The organism is Mycobacterium sp. OAS707 (assembly GCF_014873705.1).
In the GTDB taxonomy this organism is placed as follows: Bacteria; Actinomycetota; Actinomycetes; order Mycobacteriales; family Mycobacteriaceae; genus Mycobacterium.
The window spans coordinates 1,119,352-1,138,507 of record NZ_JADBDS010000002.1; the positions used below are offsets into that span (position 1 = coordinate 1,119,352).

The following is a 19,156-nucleotide window of genomic DNA, read 5'->3' on the forward strand; positions in this document are numbered from 1 at the left end:
GTGTCCGATCCAGTACTGGTCCACGTCGACGAGCACGTCGCCGTCATCACGGTCAACGACCCCGAGCGCCGCAACGCCGTCACTGCGGAGATCTCGGCGGCCCTGCGCGCGGCGGTCGACGCCGCAGAAGCCAACCCCGACGTGCACGCCCTCATCGTCACCGGGGCAGGCAAGGCGTTCTGTGCAGGCGCCGACCTGACAGCGCTCGGTGCCGCAACCGAGGACGGTCTGCGCGTCATCTACGACGGATTCCTCGCCGTGGCCAACTGCGCGCTGCCGACGATCGCAGCGGTCAACGGCGCGGCCGTCGGCGCGGGTTTGAATCTGGCGCTGGCCGCTGACGTTCGAATCGCCGGTCCCGCAGCGCTTTTCGATCCGCGCTTCCAGAAGCTCGGCATCCATCCCGGCGGCGGCGCCACCTGGATGCTGCAGCGCGCCGTCGGTCCGCAAGTCGCCCGTGCCTCACTGCTTTTCGGCATGCGCTTCGATGCCGAGGCCGCGGTGCGGTATGGATTGGCGCTCGAGGTCGCCGACGATCCCGTTGCGGCCGCAAGGAAACTCGCCGCCGGACCGGCGGCCGCACCCCGGGACGTCGTCATCGCAACGAAAGCCTCCATGCGCGCGACTGCCAACCCCGGTGTCGTGGACACCGAGCAACACCGCATCGCCGTCGACACCGAGTTGGGGCCGCAGGCCACCTCGATCACATCCCCGGAGTTCGCCAAGAGGTTGGCCGCCGCGCAGCGAAAATGACCCAACCGTTAGAAAAGCCGCCTACGCTGCTATCGGGCCGGGTCACCAAAGGAGCGGGAAATGAAGAAGCTGGCAGCTGTGCTGTTCACAGCAATGGGGATGGCTGTGGTGCCGGTGGTGGTCGCACCGGCGGCCGACGCCGACATCTGCGCCGGTGCACACGGACGCCATGTCGGGGTGGGCGGCTGCACCAACATCGCCGGTGACGTGGCGACCGGGGTCGCCATCGCGGCGGCCACCGATCCGTACATCCCCGGCGAGATACCGTGCTACACGGTCGAGGGCGTGCCGTATTACACGCCTCCTGGCGACCCCTGCTGATCAGAGGTCAAGCAGCGCGAGTTCCGGCGCCTCGATGAGCTCGCGTAGCTCGCCGAGGAACGCCGCCACCGCTGCGCCGTCGACGATTCGATGGTCGAATGCGCATGTCACTGACATCGTCGGGCGCACAACGACTTCGCCCTCCACAGCGACGGGTCGTGGCTTCAGCGATCCCATCCCCAGGATCGCCGCCTCCGGATAATTGATCACAGGAACGCCCTCATCCAACCCGAGTGCGCCGAAGTTCGACACCGTGAACGTCGAGCCCTGTAACTCCGCCGGTTTCAGCGTGCCTGCCCGCGCCTCGCGGATGAGTCGCGCGACCGTCGTCGCCAACTCCCGGGTGGTCTTGTCCTGCGCATCGCTGACGACGGGCACCAGCAGTCCTCGCGGCGCGGCCACGCCGAACCCCAGGTGCACAGCGGAATGCAAATGGAGCTGCGGACCATCAGTGGTGTCGACCCATGTCGAATTCAGGTGGGAGTGATGCTGCAGCGCGATCGTCAACAACCGCAAAGTCAACACGAACGGCGTGATCGGCGACGTCTCGTCTGTGCTGTCACGCAGCCGGTCGCGCAGTCCGATCAGACGCGAACAGTCGACCTGTACACCGGCGTGCGCGTCAGGTATCTGACTGCGCGACAACGTCATCCGGTGTGCCATCTCGGCCTGTACACCGCGCACCGCGACCATCTCCGGGGTCGGCGCCGATCTGCCCGCAGCGGCGAGCACATCCTCGCGCGTGATCACTCCATCCGGCCCGCTGCCGGCCACAGTCGAAAGGTCGACGTTCAGTTCGGCCGCCAGCTTGCGCACCGGCGGCTTGGCCCGTGGCCGTTCCCCGACGGATCCGCGTCTGCTGCTGTCCATCTCGTCGTCGGCGCCGTAGCCGACCAGCACCGGTTTGCGCTTCGGCCTGTCGTTCTGCGGCGCCGCTGCCGCCGGTGCGTCGGTGGCGATACGGACCAGCATCGTGCCGACGTTCAAGGTGTCACCCTCGGCGCCGCCGAGTTCGACGACCCTGCCGGCATACGGACTGGGAATCTCGACCTCGGCCTTGTTGGTCTCGACGGTGCACAGCGTCTGATTCAGTTCGACGTCGTCGCCGACCGCGATGCTCCACCCGGTGATGGTCGCGTCTTCGAGACCTTCGCCCAAGTCGGGGACGAGAAATTCCTTGACCTGCGTTGAAAACTCTTCGCGCGAGCGCTCATCGCCGCTCATGGCTGCCTCATCGCCCGCTCCACACAGTCCAGCAGCCGATCCGGGCCCGGCAGCCACAGCTTCTCCAGCCTGGCCGGCGGATAGGGCGTGTCAAACCCGGTGGCGCGCAACACCGGTGCCTCCAGGTCGTAGAACAGCTCTTCCTGAATGCGGGCGGCCAATTCGGCGCCGAAGCCCAGAGTGCGCGGACCTTCGTGCATCACGATCGCGCGACCGGTCTTGCGCACCGAGTCGGCTACGGTGTCGAAGTCCAGCGGGTTCAGCGACCGCAGATCAACGACCTCGAGGCTCCAACCGTGCTGCTCGGCAAGTTCGGCCGCACTGAGCGCGGTGGCGACCAACGGCCCGTACGTCGCCACCGTGGCATCCGACCCGACGCGACGCACCGCCGCACGTCCGATCGGCAATGCGGGCGTGTGCGTGTCGACGACCTCTCGTGTCCAGTACCGCCGTTTCGGCTCGAGGTAGATCACCGGATCGCGGCTCACGATCGCCTGCCGCAGTAGCCAGTACGCATCCGACGGCGTCGACGGCACCACGACCTTCAGTCCCGCAGTGTGCAGCCAGTAACTCTCGGTGGATTCCGAATGATGCTCCACCGCGCCGATCCCGCCGAACGACGGAATGCGGATGGTCACCGGCATGTCGACGTCACCGTGGGTGCGCATGCGGTACTTGGCCAGATGGCTGACCATCTGGTCGAACGCAGGCGCCGCGAACCCGTCGAACTGGATTTCGGGGACGGGCAAGAAACCACGGATCGCCAATCCGATCGCGATCCCGACGATGCCCGACTCTGCTAACGGAGTGTCGAAACACCGTTGGTCACCGAAGGTTTCGGTCAGCCCTTCGGTCACGCGGAACACGCCGCCCAGAGTGGCGACGTCTTCGCCGAACACCAGCACCCGGTCGTCGGCCGCCATCGCGTCGTGCAGGGCCCGGTTGATCGCTTGGGCCATCGTCAGCGTCGGCGCGGTAGGCACCGTGGTCAGCATCGGTCCCCGCGGTTCGGGTACGTCGTCGCCGTGCATCGGGGGCCGCTCGATGATCTGAGTCATGTCAGGCCTCCTTCGCCAACTCGTCGCGCAGTTGTTCGCGTTGTCGAACCAGGTCTGGGGTGATGTCGTGATACACCGTGTCGAACATCTCGCCGACGTCGAAATCGTCTGCGCCGACGACGGATTCGCGGAGTTCGGTTCGCACCCGCTTCGTCCTGGCTGCGACACGCTCCTCCAGCCGTTCCGTCCACACGCCGATGCTCTGCAGATAGGTGCGGTACCGGTCGATCGGATCCAGCGCAGCCCAGTGCGCGACTTCCACCTCGGAGCGGTAGCGCGTCGGGTCGTCCGACGTGGTGTGCGGACCCATCCGATACGTGATGGCTTCGATCAGCGTCGGGCCGCCACCGTCGCGGGCCCGCTTGGCGGCCGCTGCGACCACTGCGTAGCAGGCCAGTACGTCGTTGCCGTCGACGCGAATGCCCGGCATCCCGTAGCCGATCGCCCTGTGCGCGATCGATGGCGCCGCCATCTGGTGACTGACGGGCACCGAGATCGCCCAACCATTGTTTTGGACGAAGAACACACACGGCGCGTTGAAGACCGCCGCGAAGTTCAGCGCCTCGTGCGCGTCGCCCTCGCTGGTGGCGCCGTCGCCGAGGAACGCCAGCGTCACGGAGTCCTCGCCCAGCCGCTGGGCGCCCATCGCAGCCCCTACCGCGTGCAGGCCGTGGGTGCCGATGGGGATGGAGATCGGCGCGCAGCAGCGCTCGGTGAAGCCGAGTCCGCCGTGCCACTTGCCCCGCCACACGGCGCCCATCTGCGCCGGCGTGATGCCGCGCAACAGGAACGCACCGATCTCGCGGTATTGGGGGAACAACCAGTCGGTCTTGCGCAGGCATGCTGCGGCGCCTATTTGCGCGGCCTCCTGGCCACGGCAGGAGGCGAACAGCGCCAGTTCGCCCTGGCGTTGCAGGTTGACGAATTCGCTGTCGAGGCCGCGTGTGACGACCATCAGCTCGTAGAGCCAACTCAGTGTTTCGGGTGGCAAATCGCGGCTGTAGCGATCCTCGGCTGTGGGTGACCCGTCGGGGTCCACCAGCCGGATCGGCGCGAGCTCGACGCTCGCAGCATCCGCAGCCGGCTGCACAAAAGGGAGAGCCATAACGCCTCCTTCAGGTCTCAGTCGCGGCATGTTTCGCCGTTAGACCGTGAGGTGCTCAGCGCCAAGACGATCAGAGCAAACCCCTGGTGAGGGGCCGTCTGTCAGCTACCGGGGTGTGGAGCTGGTCAGACCGTGCGCTCTGCTCGCCCCAACACTGGGGCAATTTCCATTATGCGCTCGAACATCCGTCGCGCCCGCTGAACAGCCACCGCCTGCGGGACGTGTCGCCCTCAGTACTGCCGGTCTACCGCTGACCCGGTGCCAGCGCGACGATCCGTTCCGCGCGCCGCAGCACGGGGGCGTCGACCATCAACCCGTCGTGCTGGAAGACGCCGCGCTCGTCGGCCACCCGCGCAAGGACGGCCCGAGCCCATTCGACCTGCTCGGGCGTGGGCGCATAACCGGCGCGGATGACGGCCACCTGTGACGGGTGGATCGCAACCTTGGCATCGAATCCGACGGCCACCGCATCGTCGACCTCCGCCGCAAGGCCGTCGAGATTCTTGATGTCGAGGTACACCGAATCCAGCGCCATTCGACCGTATGCCTTGGCCGCAAGGAGGGTTTGCGAGCGGACATGTCGCGCCACCTCGCGATAGCTGCCGTCGGGATACCGGTTGGCGGTGCCACCGAGCACCGCGAAGAGGTCTTCAGCGCCCCACATCAATGCCAGCGAGTTGTCCATCCGCGCCAACTCGTTGACCGCCAGCGCGCCCAAGGGCGTTTCGATCAAAACCACCACATCCAGCGGTGCGAGGTCGCGAATCTGTTGCGGGTCTTCGGTTTTCGCGAGCATGACGGTCGTGTAGGCCGTGCTCTTCAGCGCTTCGAGATCGAGCTGGTGGTCCGGGGTGGCGCTGGGGTTTATGCGCACGACGGTGCGCTCGGGATCAAGGGGCGTCTCGATCAGCGCCTTGCGGGCCGCTTCGCGGTCCTTGGCCGCGACGCCGTCCTCGAGGTCGAGTATCACCACATCGGCTGCCGCGGCGGCCTTTTCGAATCGCTCGGGGCGATCGGCCGGGCAGAACAACCACCCCGGTCCGGTGTGCGTGAGCGCCATCATTCCTCCGGCTTCTTGCGCACCATGGTTTTGCGTGATGCAGTCGCCACGATATCGCCGTGCTGATTGCGTCCGGTGTGCGCGAACGTCACGATGCCTTCGCCCGGGCGGCTCTTGGACTCCCGCTTGTCGGTGACCTCGGTCTCGGCGTACAGCGTGTCGCCGTGGAACAGCGGCTTGGGGAAGGCGACCTCGCCGAACCCGAGATTGCCGACGATCGTGCCCTGCGTCAGTTGCGCCACCGACAAGCCGACCAGCGTCGACAGGGTGAACATCGAGTTCACCAGCCGCTGATGAAACGGCGGCAGCGCGTCAGAGAACGCGGCGTCGAGGTGCAGCGCCTGGGTGTTCATCGTCAGCGTGGTGAACAGGACGTTGTCGGCCTCTGTGATCGTGCGGCCGGGCCGGTGCTGATAGAGCACCCCTGTCTCGAACTCCTCGAACCACAGCCCGCGCTGAACAACTATGCGCTTGTCGCTCACAGTCCCGCCTCGCGCGCGATCAGCATCAGCTGCACTTCCGTTGTCCCCTCACCGATCTCGAGGATCTTGCTGTCGCGGTAGTGGCGCGCGACTGTGTACTCGTTCATGAAACCGTAGCCGCCGAACACCTGGGTGGCGTCGCGGGCATTGTCCATCGCAGCCTCGCTGGCCACCAGCTTGGCGATCGCCGCTGCCTTCTTGAACGGCTTGCCCGCCAACATGAGTGCGGCCGCGTCGTAGTAAGCCGTGCGGGCGGCGTGGGCCCGCGCCTCCATCCGCGCAATCTTGAACGCAATGGCCTGGTAGGTGCCGATCGCAGCACCGAACGCCTCGCGCTCCTTGGCGTATTTCACGCACTCATCGACACAGCCCTGCGCGGCGCCAACAGACAACGCCGCGATGGCGATGCGGCCCTCGTCGAGGATGCGCAGGAAGTTGGCGTACCCGCGGCCGCGTTCGCCGAGCAGGTTCTCGGCGGGCACCCGGACGTCGTCGAACGACAAGGGATGGGTGTCCGATGCATTCCAGCCCACCTTGTTGTACGCGGGCTCGGCGGTGAACCCCTCGGTGGGCACCGGCACCAGAATCGACGAAATCTCCTTGCGGTCACCGGCATCGCCGGTCACCGCGGTGACCGTAACCAGCTTGGTGATGTCGGTGCCCGAGTTCGTGATGAACTGCTTGGAGCCGTTGATGACCCAGTGTCCGTCGTCCAGCTTGGCCGTGGTCTTGGTGGCGCCCGCATCGGTGCCGCCGCCGGCCTCGGTCAGTCCGAACGCGCCGAGCGCCTTGCCACTTGCCAAGAGCGGCAACCATTCCTGCTTCTGCTCTTCATTGCCGAACCGGTAAACGGGCATCGCGCCCAGCGACACACCCGCCTCCAGCGTGATCGCCACGCTCTGGTCGACCTTGCCGAGTTCCTCGAGTGCCAGGCACAGCGCGAAGTAGTCGCCACCCATGCCGCCGTACTCCTCGGGGAACGGCAGACCGAACAGCCCCATGTCGGCCATCCCCGACACCACTTCGTACGGGAACGAGTGCTCCTCGTCGTGTTTGGCGGCGACGGGAGCCACCACACTGTTCGCGAAGTCGCGCACGGTCTTGGCGAGTTGTTCGTAGTGATCCGGCAGCAACCCGGTAGCCAGAAAATCAGACATCAGCTTCTTCTTTCGTATCTGCGGTGATCCTTGCCAGCGGCTGGCCCACCTTGACCTGGTCGCCGACGGCGACGAGTAGTTCGACGGCGCCGTCGACCGGCGCGGACAATGCGTGCTCCATCTTCATGGCCTCCACGGTGACGACGACCGTGCCTGCCGCCACGCTCTGGCCGTCCTCGACACCAACGGCCACAACGGATCCGGGCATCGGGCTGGTCAACTCGGCATCACCGCTGAGCTCGTCGTCCGGCCGCACGGGTGCTTCGCGGACTTCCTCGAGCATCGCGGTGTGCCCGCCACCCGACAGCCAGATCTGGCCGTCCGTCACCGCCACGAGGTACCCGGTGCGCAGACCGTCGAGCGTAACGGTCAACCGGTCGCCATCCAGAGATGTTGTGAGCGAGCGTTTTTCGCCACCCTCCACCTGCGCGGTGGCCGCTGCCGGGGTGCCGGTCAGATACACGTGATCGGTACGCTCGCCGGCGTGCAGCCGAACTATCGTTGGCGCGCGCTGACCCACGCGCCAGCCCGACGGCACCTCCCACAGATCGCCGACGTGCGCAGGCCACAATCTCAGCCACTTGTAGGCCGCAGCGGCGATCAGCTCGTCGTCGCCAGGCTCGAACGCGACGTAGTCCGGGGTGCGACGGTCCAGCAACCCCGTGTCGAGGCGGCCTGCCGCGACATCGGCGTCGGCGAGCAGGAAGCGCAGGAAGTCGATGTTGGTGGTGACGCCGAGGACCGCGGTATCCATCAGCGCGCGGTCCAACGCACGCAGAGCGGCGGGCCGGTCGGCTGCGTGCGCAATGACCTTGGCCAGCATCGGGTCGTATTCGCTGCCGATGACCATGCCGGCCGCAAGGCCGGAATCCACCCGCACACCAGGCCCCTCGGGCTCGGCGAGGTCCAGCACATCGCCGCCGGTGGGCAGGAAGCCGCGCGCGGGATCCTCCGCGTATACCCGCGCCTCGATGGCATGGCCGTGCATCGCGATGTCGTCCTGCGCAACCGGCAGCTTCTCCCCTGCCGCGATGCGCACCTGTAGCTCGACCAGGTCGACGCCGGTGACCATCTCGGTGACCGGGTGCTCGACCTGAAGGCGGGTGTTCATCTCCATGAAGAAGAACTCGTCGGGCCGGTCGGCGGAGACGATGAATTCGACTGTGCCCGCACCGGTGTAGTCGACACTGCGGGCGGTGTCGCACGCGGCCGCCCCGATTCGCGCCCGGGTCGCGGGGTCGAGCAGCGGCGATGGCGCCTCCTCGATGACCTTCTGATGCCGCCGCTGCAGGCTGCACTCGCGCTCACCGAAGTGCACGACGTTGCCGTACCCATCGGCGAGCACCTGTACCTCGATGTGCCTGGGATTCAACACAAACCGTTCGAGAAATAACGTGTCGTCGCCGAATGCCGACGCGGCCTCGCGACGCGCACTGGCCAGAGCGGCGGCTAACTCCGTGGCCTCGTGCACCACTCGCATGCCCTTGCCGCCACCTCCGGCCGACGGCTTGACCAACACCGGATACCCGACTTCGTCGGCGCCCGCTATCAAGTCGGCGTCGGTCAGCCCCGGGCGGGACACACCAGGGACGACCGGCACGCCGAACGCGGAAACCGCGGCCTTCGCGGCGATCTTGTCGCCCATCGTCTGGATCGCCGCGGCGGGCGGTCCGATGAATACAATGCCTGCCGCTTGTAGTGCCGTGGCGAATTGTGCGTTCTCCGAGAGGAATCCGTATCCGGGATGGACGGCCTGCGCGCCGGTGCGCTTCGCGGCGTCGACAACGGCCTCGATGTCGAGGTAGCTCTGGCGGGCGGGCGCGGGCCCGATGTTCACCGCGACATCCGCCTCGGCGACGTGGCGGGCGCCGGCGTCGGCATCGCTGAACACCGCGACCGAACGGATCCCCAGCGCGCGCAAGGTGCGAATGACTCGCACCGCGATCTCGCCACGGTTGGCTACCAATACTGTGTCAAAGCTCATCAGTCACATCCTGAACACGCCGTAGGAGACCGACTCGAGCGGCGCCTGTCCTACGATCGAAAGCGCAAGCCCCAGCACTGTTCTGGTGTCGGCGGGGTCGATGACTCCGTCATCCCACAACCTTGCTGTCGAGTAGTAGGGGTTGCCCTGGTCTTCGTACTGCTGGCGGATGGGCGCCTTGAACTTCTCTTCTTCTTCTGCGGTCATCTCACCGCGCACCGTCGCCAACACCGACGCGGCCTGCTCACCACCCATCACCGAGATTCGCGCGTTGGGCCACATCCACAGGAAGCGAGGAGAATACGCCCGCCCACACATCGAATAATTCCCCGCGCCGTACGAGCCGCCGATCACGACGGTCAGCTTCGGCACGCGTGCACAGGCCACCGCGGTCACCATCTTGGCGCCGTGTTTGGCGATGCCGCCTGCCTCGTAGTCACGGCCGACCATGAAGCCGGAGATGTTCTGCAGAAACAGCAGCGGCGTGTTGCGCTTGTCGCACAATTCGATGAAATGTGCACCCTTGAGCGCGGATTCGCCGAACAGCACGCCGTTGTTGGCCACAATGCCGACAGGATGACCGTGGATGTGCGCGAAGCCGGTGACCAGCGTGCTGCCGTACTCGGCCTTGAATTCGGCGAACTCACCGCCGTCGACGATCCGAGTGATGACCTCGTGCACGTCGTACGGCACGCGGGGATCGACGGGCACGACGTCGTAGAGTTCGGTCTGGTCGGCGACGGCATCGACGGTCGCCCGGACGTCCCACGGCAACTCGGTCCGCGGCCCGAGGGTGCCGACGATGCGCCGCACGATCCTCAGCGCGTCGCGATCGTCGTGCGCCAAATGGTCTGTCACACCAGAGGTCTTGGAGTGCAGATCGCCGCCACCGAGTTCCTCGGCCGTCACTACCTCGCCGGTGGCGGCCTTCACCAGCGGCGGGCCGCCCAAGAAGATGGTGCCCTGGTTGCGCACGATGACGGCTTCGTCGCTCATGGCGGGCACATACGCTCCGCCCGCGGTGCACGACCCGAGCACGGCCGCGATCTGGGGGATCCCTTGTGCGCTCAAGTTCGCCTGGTTGTAGAAGATGCGGCCGAAGTGCTCGCGGTCGGGAAACACCTCGTCCTGGCGTGGCAGAAATGCGCCGCCCGAGTCGACGAGATAGATGCACGGCAGCCGGTTCTGGCCTGCGATCTCCTGTGCGCGCAGATGCTTTTTGACGGTGATCGGGTAGTACGTCCCACCCTTCACCGTTGCGTCGTTGGCGACGATCATGCATTCGCGACCGGAGACTCGGCCGATACCCGCGATCATTCCGGCACCGGGGCATTCGTCGTCGTACATGCCGTCAGCGGCCAGCGGCGCCAATTCCAGGAATGCGCTGCCGGCATCGAGTAGGCCGTCCACCCTTTCGCGCGGCAGCAGCTTGCCTCGGCTCACGTGGCGCTCGCGGGAGCGCTGCGGGCCACCCAACGCCGCGGTAGCCAGCTTTGTGCGCAACTGGTTCACCAGCGCGAGGTGTTCGTCGCGGTGAGTACCCTGCGATGTCCTCATTCAGGACCCGTTCGTTTTGAGTTAATGACGACTAACTCGTGGTATGTTAGTCACGATTAACCGAATTGTCTACAGGGGGTCCAGATGGCGGCACCTGCGACCACGCGGCGCGGCCGGGCGAAGTCCGACCGGCGCAGCCAATTGATCGCCGCGGCCGAACGCCTCGTCGCTGAACGGGGTTATCTGGCTGTGCGCCTCGAAGACATCGGCGCCGCCGCGGGGGTGAGCGGCCCGGCGATCTACCGGCACTTCCCCAACAAGGAGGCGCTGCTGGTCGAGTTGTTGGTCGGGATCAGCACGCGGCTGCTGGCCGGCGCCACGGCGGTCGTCGAGAAGGCGGGCGATGCCGCGGATGCGTTGGACGGCCTCATCGACTTCCACTTGGACTTCGCGCTCGGAGAGTCAGATCTGATCCGCATTCAGGATCGCGATTTAGGCCACTTGCCACCGTCGGCCAAGCGGCAGGTTCGCAAGGCGCAGCGGCAGTATGTCGAGATTTGGGTTGACGTGCTCCGGCGCTTGGACGACACGCTTACCGACGCCGACGCCCGCTTGATGGCGCATGCGACGTTCGGGTTGTTGAACTCGACACCACACAGCGTGAAACCCGGTGGCGCAAAAGCGGCCGAGGCCAGCTCGCGTGCCGTCTTGAGGGCAATGACGGTCGCCGCGCTGACCTCGGCCGCTAGTGCCGAGCGTTAATACCAGACTCTCCTACCGCCGACCGGCCGTCCGACGGATCCGAGGATCCAGAACACCGCGCCGATGACGATCAGCACGACGCCGATGTACGTGAGAACCGAGATGCCGAAAAGCAGCCCGAGGATGAGCAGAATAGCTCCCAGGACAATCATGGCTTACTCCATTTCTTTGAATTGTTAACTGCCAGTTGACTACTGGCTGGGCTCGGGAAGGTTGCAGTTCGTCACCTTTGGGTTGACCCCTGCATAGTTCAAGGGACCGACGACGACCGTGAGCGCGATGGTCCCCGCTGTCGCGCAATTGTTTTCAGAATCTCTGAAGTAATCGCGTTGGTAAGCGGCGAGCACCCCGATCAACAACCAGACGAGCACGATGACGCCGAGAATTCCGCCACCTCGCATGCTTCGCCTCCATCCGTGTAGTGCGCCACCCTGGCGCGCAGCACGGTTTACCCGGCAGACAATTTGTCCAAACCTTTGGCCAGCTACGGATTGATCACGAAATCCGGGCAGGCGCGAACGCCGCAGTGAGCCAGTCGTTCATTGCGCTGACCAGCACAGAACGGTTCTCGCGCCGGACGATTTCGTGGCCGTCGTCGTCGAACACGAGGAGTTCGACCTTGCGGCCCAGCGCACGCAACGCGTCGTACATTTGCTGCGATTCGGTTGGCGGCACATTGGTGTCGTTCAGGCCGTGCACCAGCAGCAGTGGCGCGGTCAACGCGTGCGCGCGCAGCAGCGGTGACAACCGGTCGAGCAACTCGCGGTCGCCGACCGGATGGCCGTACTTGGGATGAGCCGCCGCCGCAATCCACGGTTCGGTGGTGCGGTACCAGGTATTCAAGTCGCTCATCCCGCAGATGCTGATTCCCGCCGCGAACAGATCGGGATGAAAGGCGAGCGCCGCCTGGGTCAGGTACCCGCCGTACGACCAGCCGCAGCACGCGATGCGATCGGCAGGGGCGACACCGGATTCGACGAGATAGCGCGTCGCGTCGGCCACGTCGTCGATGGCGGCGAACCGGCGCTCCTTGTCGTCGGCGTGCATGAACGTCCGGCCGAATCCACCGGAACCGCGCACGTTCGGAAGAAACACTGCGATGCCCGATTCCAAGAGGGGCGGAAAGAATTCGTTGTAGCCGGGTCTGCCCTGGCCTTCGGGGCCACCGTGCAGGAAGATCATCGCGCCGATCGGTTGGATGCCCTCCGGCGGACGGAACAACCAGCCGCTGAACTCGAGGCCGTCTCGGGCGGTCATGATCTCGAGCGTCGGGTCGGCGGCGACGGGGCCGCTGCTCGGCTCCCTGTCCACGGGTTCCCATTCGCGGGTGCGGGGGTCGACCAGCTCAACCGTCGGCGGCATCGACGGACCCTCCACCGTCATTGCGAGCATGGAGCCGCCCGCACTGATGCTCAACTCACTGGCCACCATGCCCGGCAGTGGGATCGGCTCGTGCAGAGTGTTGTCCGCCAGTTCAAGAATTTGTAACTCGCTGGCGCCGTTGATGTTCCACAACATCGCAACCGTTGACAGATCGTCACTGACGGTGAACTCGTCGAGCTCATGGCCGGACCGCTCGGCAAGCACCTGATAGGTCACCCCGTCGGGGGTGGCGGTGACCTCCAGCAGACGGGCGTGCTCGGCACCGTTCTCACTGCGGATCAGGGCACGCACATACCCTTCCGTGCTGTTGACGCCGTAGGTCTTCGCCGGATGGTAGAGCTCGGTGAGTTCACCCTCCAGTCCCGCCCGCAGCCGTCGTGGGCTGTGGTCGTCGAGGATGATGCCCGCATCGGTGGTCGACCCGGGATCGTATGGCAGCAAAGCGATTTCGGTCAGACCGCGCAGCATGATCAGATCGCGGTAGCCGCGCGGGCCGACCCGCACCAGCGTCGCTCCGGCCCACGCGTCGACCAGCCTGCCGCCCGAGCGGCGGTCGAGCACCACAGTGCTGCCGTCGGAAGGGTCGATCAGGCATGAGCTGCCGATGCCGTCCTCACCGGTGAGGATAGCGGCGACTTGTGTTCCGTCCCAAGCGATCAGCTCGGCGGTGCCTTCCTGCACTCCGACGGGCCAACGATCGATCCGACGGGCGTCACGGTCGTCGGGATCGGTTGTCACGACCCAGATCTGGCTTCGGGTAGCACCCTCGGGCGCGACCTCGCACGCCAGCCAGTGGCCGTCGGCGGAATGCAGGACTCGGGTGACGGCGCCCTCGACGGGCAGCTCGACGTCGCGTGATGAACTAGCTCGCCAACCGCGCAGGAACCGCTGCACCGCACGCGGGAAGCCGCCGTCGTCGACGAGGTGGGCGAACGCGGTCGCGTCCGGCGACATCGACGCGCCGTAGACCCGACGAACCTGCGTTCCCACCGCATCGATTCTGCCTGCTTCAGCCGCCCGAGTCGGACCGACACCGGCTAGGCCGAGGTGAGACCTGTCTGCGGCGCCCTGAGCGGCTGCACAGGTACCCTGCAGCCATGAGGTGGGAATGACCGATTCACCACGCCGCGACGGGCCCGAACCCTTCGGCGACAGCTATCCCGGATACACCGATCCGGCATATGCGAGCCAGGCGCCCTACGGCCCCACCTATCAGGCACCGGGCGCGCCCCCGCCCACCGAGCGGCTGTCCGCCTATCCCCCGTATGGCTACGACGCCTACGCAACCGGCCAGTACGGCCCACCGGGAGGCCCGCCACAGCCACCTGAGCCCGAGGGGCCGAAGTCCCCGCGCTGGTTGTGGATAGTCGCGGCCGTCGCGGTCCTGACTGTGATCGGGCTGGTCATCGCGCTGGTGATCGTGAACAGCTCCAAGCAGGAAACCGTGGTCGCGCCGCTGCCCTCGGTGCCCGAACCGACCTCGACCCGGCCCATCCCGACAACGACGCGGCCGACCATCCCCGTCTTTCCGCTACCGACGCCGCCCAGCACGCCGTCGACAACGGGTCCGTCGACGACAGGCACCCCTGGCGCAACCGAGACCGTCGTCTACGACGTGTCCGGCGACGGCCGGGCGATCAACATCACCTACGTGGACACCGGCGGCGTGTTGCAGACGGAGTTCAACGTAATGCTGCCATGGAGCAAGGAGGTCCAGTTGGCCCAGTCGGCCAAGGACTCCGCAAGCGTCAGCATCATCAACGTCGGCCGCGAAGTGAGCTGCTCGATCTCGGTCAACGGCGCGCAGGTGCAGCAGCGCACCGGCTCAGGCCTGACGATCTGCACCGCGGTCGGCTAGACGGTGACCGCCGGTCGCGGCACCTGCACGGCGACCATCGCGAGAAAGCCCGCGGCCAACATCAGCATCAGACCGGCGATCCCGGCGCGATCGGCCCCGAAGATCGCGACGAATGTGGAGAACAGGAACGGCGCGAGCGGCGCGACCGCGCGGCCGGTCATGGTGTAGAGGCCGAACGCGACGCCTTCCTTGCCTTGGAGAGTCATCCGCAGCAGCAGCGTGCGCGCCGAGGCCTGTGTCGGTCCGATGAACAAACACAGCAGCAGCCCGCACACCCAGAATGCCGCGACGCCGGACAAGGACATCAGCGTGATGCCGACGACGATCATCGCCGCCAGCGACCCGAGGATCACGGTCTTGGAGCCGACGCGATCGTCGAGCAGGCCGCCGAGCACCGCCCCGGCCGCGGCCACCACATTGGCGGCGATGCCGAACAGCAGCACGTCGGCCGACGAGACGCCGTAGACGTTGACCCCGAGCACGGCGCCGAAGGTGAATACGCCAGCCAGGCCGTCGCGGAAGACCGCGCTCGCGAGCAGGTAGTAGACGACGTTGCGGTCGCGCCGCCACTCCGCGCGCAGGTCCGACCACAACTTGCGGTACGCGCCGAAGACACCGGTCGCGGACCGGGTTTGCGGTTCGAGGTCGGCGGGCGGCGGCGCGATCAGCACGGGAAGTGCGAACACGGCCATCCAGGCCGCGGTGAGCAGCATGGCCGCAGGCACGTTTTGACTACCGCCGGACATGAAGCAGGCGTACACGATGACCAGCAGCGCCATGGTGCCGATATACCCTGCGGCCCAACCGAATCCGGATACCTTTCCGTAGGTCGCCGGTGTCGTCAGCTGTCGTAGCATCGCGTTGTACGGAACGCTGGCCAAGTCGTTGCACGCAGCGGTGAACCCAAGCAGTAGCAAGCCGATAGACAGGTAGCGGGCGTCGTCGCGGATCAGGCTCATCGCCGCTGTCAACGCCACCACCATCGCGGTGAGCACGCCGAGCGTCTTTCGTCGCCGGTGCGGCGCGTCGACCCAGACCCCGGTGATGGGCGCGAGCACGGCGACTGTCGCGCCGGAGAGAAACAGCGCCCAGCCGAGCAAGCTCGCCGGGGTGGTGCCGCCTGGCAGGTCGTCGCCGACGGAGCGGGTCAGGTAGACGGAGAACACGAAGGTCACGACGATGGCGCCGACGCCGGTGGAGCCGCAGTCCCACAGTGCCCACGCCAGCACGCGCAACCGGCTCATGAGGGCCCACGATATAGTCCGGCGCATGCCAGTCCCCGCTCCCAGTGCGGATGCCCGTGCCGTCGTCACCGGCGCCTCGCAGAACATCGGCGAAGCGCTGGCCACCGAGCTTGCCGCCCGTGGCCACCATCTGATCATCACCGCGCGCCGCGAGGACGTGCTGCGAACGTTGGCCGATCGGCTCACTCAGCAGTACGGGGTGACCGTCGAGGTGCGTCCGGTTGACCTGGCCGACCCTGCCGAGCGCGCCAAACTGTGCGACGAGCTTGCGACGCGCAACATTTCGATTCTGTGTGCGAACGCCGGGACCGCGACGTTCGGCCCGGTCGCTTCGCTGGATGCCGAGGCGGAGAAGGCTCAGGTACAGCTGAATGTCCTTGGCGTACATGACCTTGCGCTCGCCGTGCTGCCCGGTATGGTTTCGCGGAAGTCAGGCGGAATCCTGATTTCCGGTTCGGCGGCCGGCAATTCGCCGATTCCGAACAACGCGACCTACGCCGCGACCAAGGCGTTCGCCAACACGTTCAGCGAGTCGCTGCGCGGCGAGCTCAAGAAGGTCGGCGTCCACGTCACGCTGCTCGCGCCGGGCCCGGTCCGCGAGACGCTGCCCGCCGAGACCGAGCAGTCGCTTGTCGAGAAGCTGATCCCCGACTTCCTGTGGATCTCGACGGAGTACACCGCGAAGATTTCGCTGGATGGCTTGGAGCGCAACAAGATGCGCGTCGTGCCGGGCGTGACGTCAAAGGCGATGTCGGTGGCGTCGGGCTACACGCCGCGGGCGATCGTGACGCCGATTGTGGGCGCGGTCTACAAGAAACTCGGCGGCGGCTAGTTCCCGTTAGCGGCGGCGACGGCCGGTGCCGAAGATGCTGCGGGTGATCTCGCGGCCGATGACTGTGCCGGCCGATCGCATGGCGCTCTTGAACGCCGGGCTGGCCATCATCTTCTCCAGCACGCCTGGCTCGGCGCCATCGCGCGACTTGACCTCGCCCTCGGCGCTGGCCGGAGCGGGCGGCTCCCCCACGGGTGGCGGTGGCGGCGCGGGGGCATCGGCAGGCGGCGGTGCGACCTTGTTCTGCAGAATCTCGTAGGCCGACTGCGGGTCGATTGTCTGGCCGTACTTTCCTTGCAGCACACTGGCTTTCGCGGCCGCGGCAATCGCATCGTTGCCGATGGCGCCCATCAGCGAACGCGGCGAACGCATCCTGGTCCACGCAACGGGCGTCGGCGCGCCCTTCTCCGAGAGCACTGTCACAATCGCCTCGCCGATCCCCAGCGACGTCAGCGCGTTCTCGAGGTCGTAGACGTCGGTCTTCGGATAGGTGCGCACCGTCTTGGTGAGCGCCTTCTGATCGTCGGGGGTGAACGCGCGCAACGCATGCTGGATGCGCGCGCCGAGTTGGCTGAGCACGTCGTTGGGCACGTCGGTTGGCAGCTGCGTGCAGAAGAACACGCCGACGCCCTTCGACCGGATCAGTTTCACCGTCTGCTCGACCTGCTCGAGGAATGCCTTCGAGGCGTCGGTGAACAGCAGGTGCGCCTCGTCGAACATGAAGACCAGCTTGGGCTTGTCGATGTCGCCGACCTCGGGCAGTGCGGTGAACAGATCGGCGAGCACCCACATCAGGAAGGTCGAGAACATCACCGGGCGGGTGGCCTGATCGCCCAGTTCCAGCAGAGTGATGACGCCGCGGCCCTGCGCGTCGGTGCGCATCAGATCGCTGGGCTCCAGCTCCGGCTCGCCGAAGAAGGTGTCCGCACCCTCGGCTTCCAGGTTGATCAGCGCCCGCAGGATGACGCCTGCCGTGGCCGCCGAGACGGCGCCGATCGCCTTGAGCTGTTCCTTACCTTCGTCGCTGGTGAGGAACTGGATGACGGCGCGCAGATCCTTGAGGTCGAGCAGCGGCAACCCCTTCTGGTCGGCCCAATGGAAGATCAGCCCGAGCGTCGACTCTTGAGTTGGGTTGAGCCCCAATACTTTTGACAGCAGGATCGGGCCGAAGCTGGTCATCGTCGCGCGCACGGGAACGCCGATGCCCGAGGTGCCGAGGGAAAGAAACTCCACGGGGAACGCTGTGGGAGCCCACGAATCGCCGGTGTCCTTGCTGCGCTGCTCGATCTTCTCGCCTGCTTCGCCGGGCCGCGACAGCCCGGACAGATCGCCCTTGATGTCGGCCATCACGACGGGCACGCCGGCCGCGGACAGCTGTTCGGCGATCACCTGCAGCGACTTCGTCTTGCCGGTGCCGGTGGCGCCCGCGACGAGGCCGTGGCGGTTGACGGTGGCCAGCGGGATCCGCACCTGCGCCGTCGGGTCACAAACCCCGTCGACGACGACGGCACCCAATTCCAATGCGGGCCCTTGGGTGGCATAACCTGCGGCGATCTGCTGGGCGGGGGCGGCTGTCGACTCCGTGGTCATGGCCGGAACATTACTGGGACGCGCGCTCGCCGGGTGGGTGTCGGGCGCCGCTTGTCGGCCGACGGCTTAATGTTGCCCCTGTGCGTGACGAACTGGTGTGGATCGACTGTGAGATGACAGGCCTTGACCTCAAGGCCGACCGGCTCATCGAGATCGCGGTGCTGGTCACCGACGCCGAGCTGAACATTCTTGGCGACGGCATCGACGTGGTGATCCACGCCGACGACGCCGCGTTGTCGTCGATGATCCCGATCGTCACCGACATGCACACCCGCTCGGGCCTGATCGAGGAGGTGCGCGCGTCGACTGTGGACCTCGCCACGGCCGAGGAGCAGGTGCTCGACTACATCCGTAGCCACGTCAAGCAGGCCAAGACCGCTCCGCTGGCCGGCAACTCGATCGCCACCGACCGCGGCTTCATCGCCCGTGACATGCCCAAGCTCGACGACTTTCTGCACTACCGGATGATCGATGTCAGCTCGATCAAGGAGTTGTGCAGGCGCTGGTATCCGCGCATCTACTTCGGCCAGCCGGAGAAGGGGCTGGCACACCGGGCGCTGGCCGACATCCACGAGTCGATCCGCGAGCTGCAGTATTACCGTCGCACCGCGTTCGTACCGGCGCCGGGGCCGTCGACCAGCGAAATCGCGGAGATCGCAGCTGAGCTCGGTCCCCCGAACGGCGGCTCCGGCGATATGGATTCGGCTGTGGAGCGCCCTAGCGGCTAATATCAACGACGCCGCACGTGCGTGACGCGGCAATGGTGGCTGTAGTTCAGTTGGTAGAGCACCAGGTTGTGATCCTGGCTGTCGCGGGTTCGAGTCCCGTCAGCCACCCGAGTGGAGC

The 19,156-nt window shown here is 66.3% G+C and carries 19 protein-coding genes and 1 tRNA gene; 7 read left to right on the top strand and 13 right to left on the bottom strand.

The annotated features are described in order from the left end of the window. Together GGC64_RS16200 and GGC64_RS16205 are read left to right on the top strand one after the other, a co-directional pair. Positions 1-753 (top strand): enoyl-CoA hydratase, encoded by a 753-nt coding sequence (locus tag GGC64_RS16200; RefSeq protein WP_192723498.1) that lies wholly within the window; start codon positions 1-3, stop codon positions 751-753. Between the two features lie 60 nt (positions 754-813). Then, positions 814-1,074 (top strand): hypothetical protein, encoded by a 261-nt coding sequence (locus GGC64_RS16205; protein ID WP_192723499.1) that lies wholly within the window; start codon positions 814-816, stop codon positions 1,072-1,074. Here the strand turns inward: GGC64_RS16205 and GGC64_RS16210 are convergent, their stop codons facing one another. The 8 genes from GGC64_RS16210 to GGC64_RS16245 form a co-directional block, all read right to left on the bottom strand. Then, positions 1,075-2,298 carry a dihydrolipoamide acetyltransferase family protein gene (locus tag GGC64_RS16210; RefSeq protein WP_192723500.1) on the bottom strand — a complete coding sequence of 408 codons (1,224 nt, stop codon included), beginning with the start codon at positions 2,296-2,298 and terminating at the stop codon, positions 1,075-1,077. Continuing rightward, positions 2,295-3,293, bottom strand: a complete 999-nt coding sequence (locus GGC64_RS16215; protein ID WP_225952007.1) for an alpha-ketoacid dehydrogenase subunit beta — start codon at positions 3,291-3,293, stop codon at positions 2,295-2,297. Before GGC64_RS16215 ends, GGC64_RS16210 begins: the two co-directional genes overlap by 4 nt. Positions 3,294-3,357: 64 nt before the next feature. Then, entirely contained in the window at positions 3,358-4,461 is a 1,104-nt protein-coding gene (gene pdhA, locus GGC64_RS16220) for a pyruvate dehydrogenase (acetyl-transferring) E1 component subunit alpha (RefSeq protein ID WP_192723502.1), read from the bottom strand. 244 nt (positions 4,462-4,705) lie between these two features. Then, a complete protein-coding gene (locus GGC64_RS16225; RefSeq protein WP_192723503.1) occupies positions 4,706-5,521 on the bottom strand; it encodes a CoA ester lyase in 816 nt (271 codons plus the stop codon). Continuing rightward, positions 5,521-6,003: a MaoC family dehydratase gene (locus GGC64_RS16230; RefSeq protein WP_192723504.1), complete on the bottom strand. Its 483-nt coding sequence runs from the start codon at positions 6,001-6,003 to the stop codon at positions 5,521-5,523. Before GGC64_RS16230 ends, GGC64_RS16225 begins: the two co-directional genes overlap by 1 nt. Next, positions 6,000-7,160, bottom strand: coding sequence for an acyl-CoA dehydrogenase family protein (locus GGC64_RS16235; protein ID WP_192723505.1), 1,161 nt, complete (start codon positions 7,158-7,160; stop codon positions 6,000-6,002). The genes GGC64_RS16230 and GGC64_RS16235 overlap by 4 nt, the downstream gene beginning before the upstream one ends. Further along, the gene (locus GGC64_RS16240) at positions 7,153-9,144 is read right to left on the bottom strand and encodes an acetyl-CoA carboxylase biotin carboxylase subunit (RefSeq protein ID WP_304611099.1); all 1,992 of its coding nucleotides are present in this window, start codon (positions 9,142-9,144) and stop codon (positions 7,153-7,155) included. The genes GGC64_RS16235 and GGC64_RS16240 overlap by 8 nt, the downstream gene beginning before the upstream one ends. Before the next feature lie 3 nt (positions 9,145-9,147). Beyond that, positions 9,148-10,701, bottom strand: coding sequence for a carboxyl transferase domain-containing protein (locus GGC64_RS16245; protein WP_192723506.1), 1,554 nt, complete (start codon positions 10,699-10,701; stop codon positions 9,148-9,150). Positions 10,702-10,785: 84 nt separating this feature from the next. Between GGC64_RS16245 and GGC64_RS16250 the strand changes: the two genes are divergently transcribed. Continuing rightward, the gene (locus GGC64_RS16250; RefSeq protein ID WP_192723507.1) at positions 10,786-11,403 is read left to right on the top strand and encodes a TetR/AcrR family transcriptional regulator; all 618 of its coding nucleotides are present in this window, start codon (positions 10,786-10,788) and stop codon (positions 11,401-11,403) included. Here the strand turns inward: GGC64_RS16250 and GGC64_RS16255 are convergent. From GGC64_RS16255 to GGC64_RS16265, 3 genes are all read right to left on the bottom strand, one after another. Next, positions 11,400-11,555 (bottom strand): hypothetical protein, encoded by a 156-nt coding sequence (locus tag GGC64_RS16255; RefSeq protein WP_192723508.1) that lies wholly within the window; start codon positions 11,553-11,555, stop codon positions 11,400-11,402. The genes GGC64_RS16250 and GGC64_RS16255 overlap by 4 nt on opposite strands. 39 nt (positions 11,556-11,594) lie before the next feature. Beyond that, positions 11,595-11,804: a hypothetical protein gene (locus tag GGC64_RS16260; protein ID WP_192723509.1), complete on the bottom strand. Its 210-nt coding sequence runs from the start codon at positions 11,802-11,804 to the stop codon at positions 11,595-11,597. 94 nt (positions 11,805-11,898) lie between these two features. Next, entirely contained in the window at positions 11,899-13,740 is a 1,842-nt protein-coding gene (locus GGC64_RS16265) for an alpha/beta fold hydrolase (RefSeq protein WP_192723915.1), read from the bottom strand. Between the two features lie 154 nt (positions 13,741-13,894). Here GGC64_RS16265 and GGC64_RS16270 point away from each other — a divergent pair, with 154 nt between their 5' ends. Continuing rightward, complete coding sequence (locus GGC64_RS16270; RefSeq protein ID WP_192723510.1) at positions 13,895-14,644, top strand: MmpS family transport accessory protein; 750 nt, start codon at positions 13,895-13,897, stop codon at positions 14,642-14,644. On the opposite strand, the gene GGC64_RS16275 is transcribed toward GGC64_RS16270, so the two are convergent. Further along, positions 14,641-15,888 carry an MFS transporter gene (locus tag GGC64_RS16275; protein WP_192723511.1) on the bottom strand — a complete coding sequence of 416 codons (1,248 nt, stop codon included), beginning with the start codon at positions 15,886-15,888 and terminating at the stop codon, positions 14,641-14,643. The two genes, GGC64_RS16270 and GGC64_RS16275, sit on opposite strands and share 4 nt — an antisense overlap. A gap of 25 nt (positions 15,889-15,913) precedes the next feature. Here GGC64_RS16275 and cmrA point away from each other — a divergent pair, with 25 nt between their 5' ends. Beyond that, positions 15,914-16,720: a mycolate reductase gene (gene cmrA / locus GGC64_RS16280; RefSeq protein WP_192723512.1), complete on the top strand. Its 807-nt coding sequence runs from the start codon at positions 15,914-15,916 to the stop codon at positions 16,718-16,720. 6 nt (positions 16,721-16,726) lie between these two features. On the opposite strand, the gene GGC64_RS16285 is transcribed toward cmrA, so the two are convergent. Further along, positions 16,727-18,310: a helicase HerA-like domain-containing protein gene (locus tag GGC64_RS16285; RefSeq protein WP_192723513.1), complete on the bottom strand. Its 1,584-nt coding sequence runs from the start codon at positions 18,308-18,310 to the stop codon at positions 16,727-16,729. Between the two features lie 80 nt (positions 18,311-18,390). Between GGC64_RS16285 and orn the strand changes: the two genes are divergently transcribed. Both orn and GGC64_RS16295 read left to right on the top strand, forming a co-directional pair. After that, positions 18,391-19,038, top strand: a complete 648-nt coding sequence (orn, locus tag GGC64_RS16290) for an oligoribonuclease (RefSeq protein WP_192723514.1) — start codon at positions 18,391-18,393, stop codon at positions 19,036-19,038. Between the two features lie 35 nt (positions 19,039-19,073). Next, positions 19,074-19,146, top strand: a tRNA-His gene (locus GGC64_RS16295). Positions 19,147-19,156: the final 10 nt, after the last annotated feature.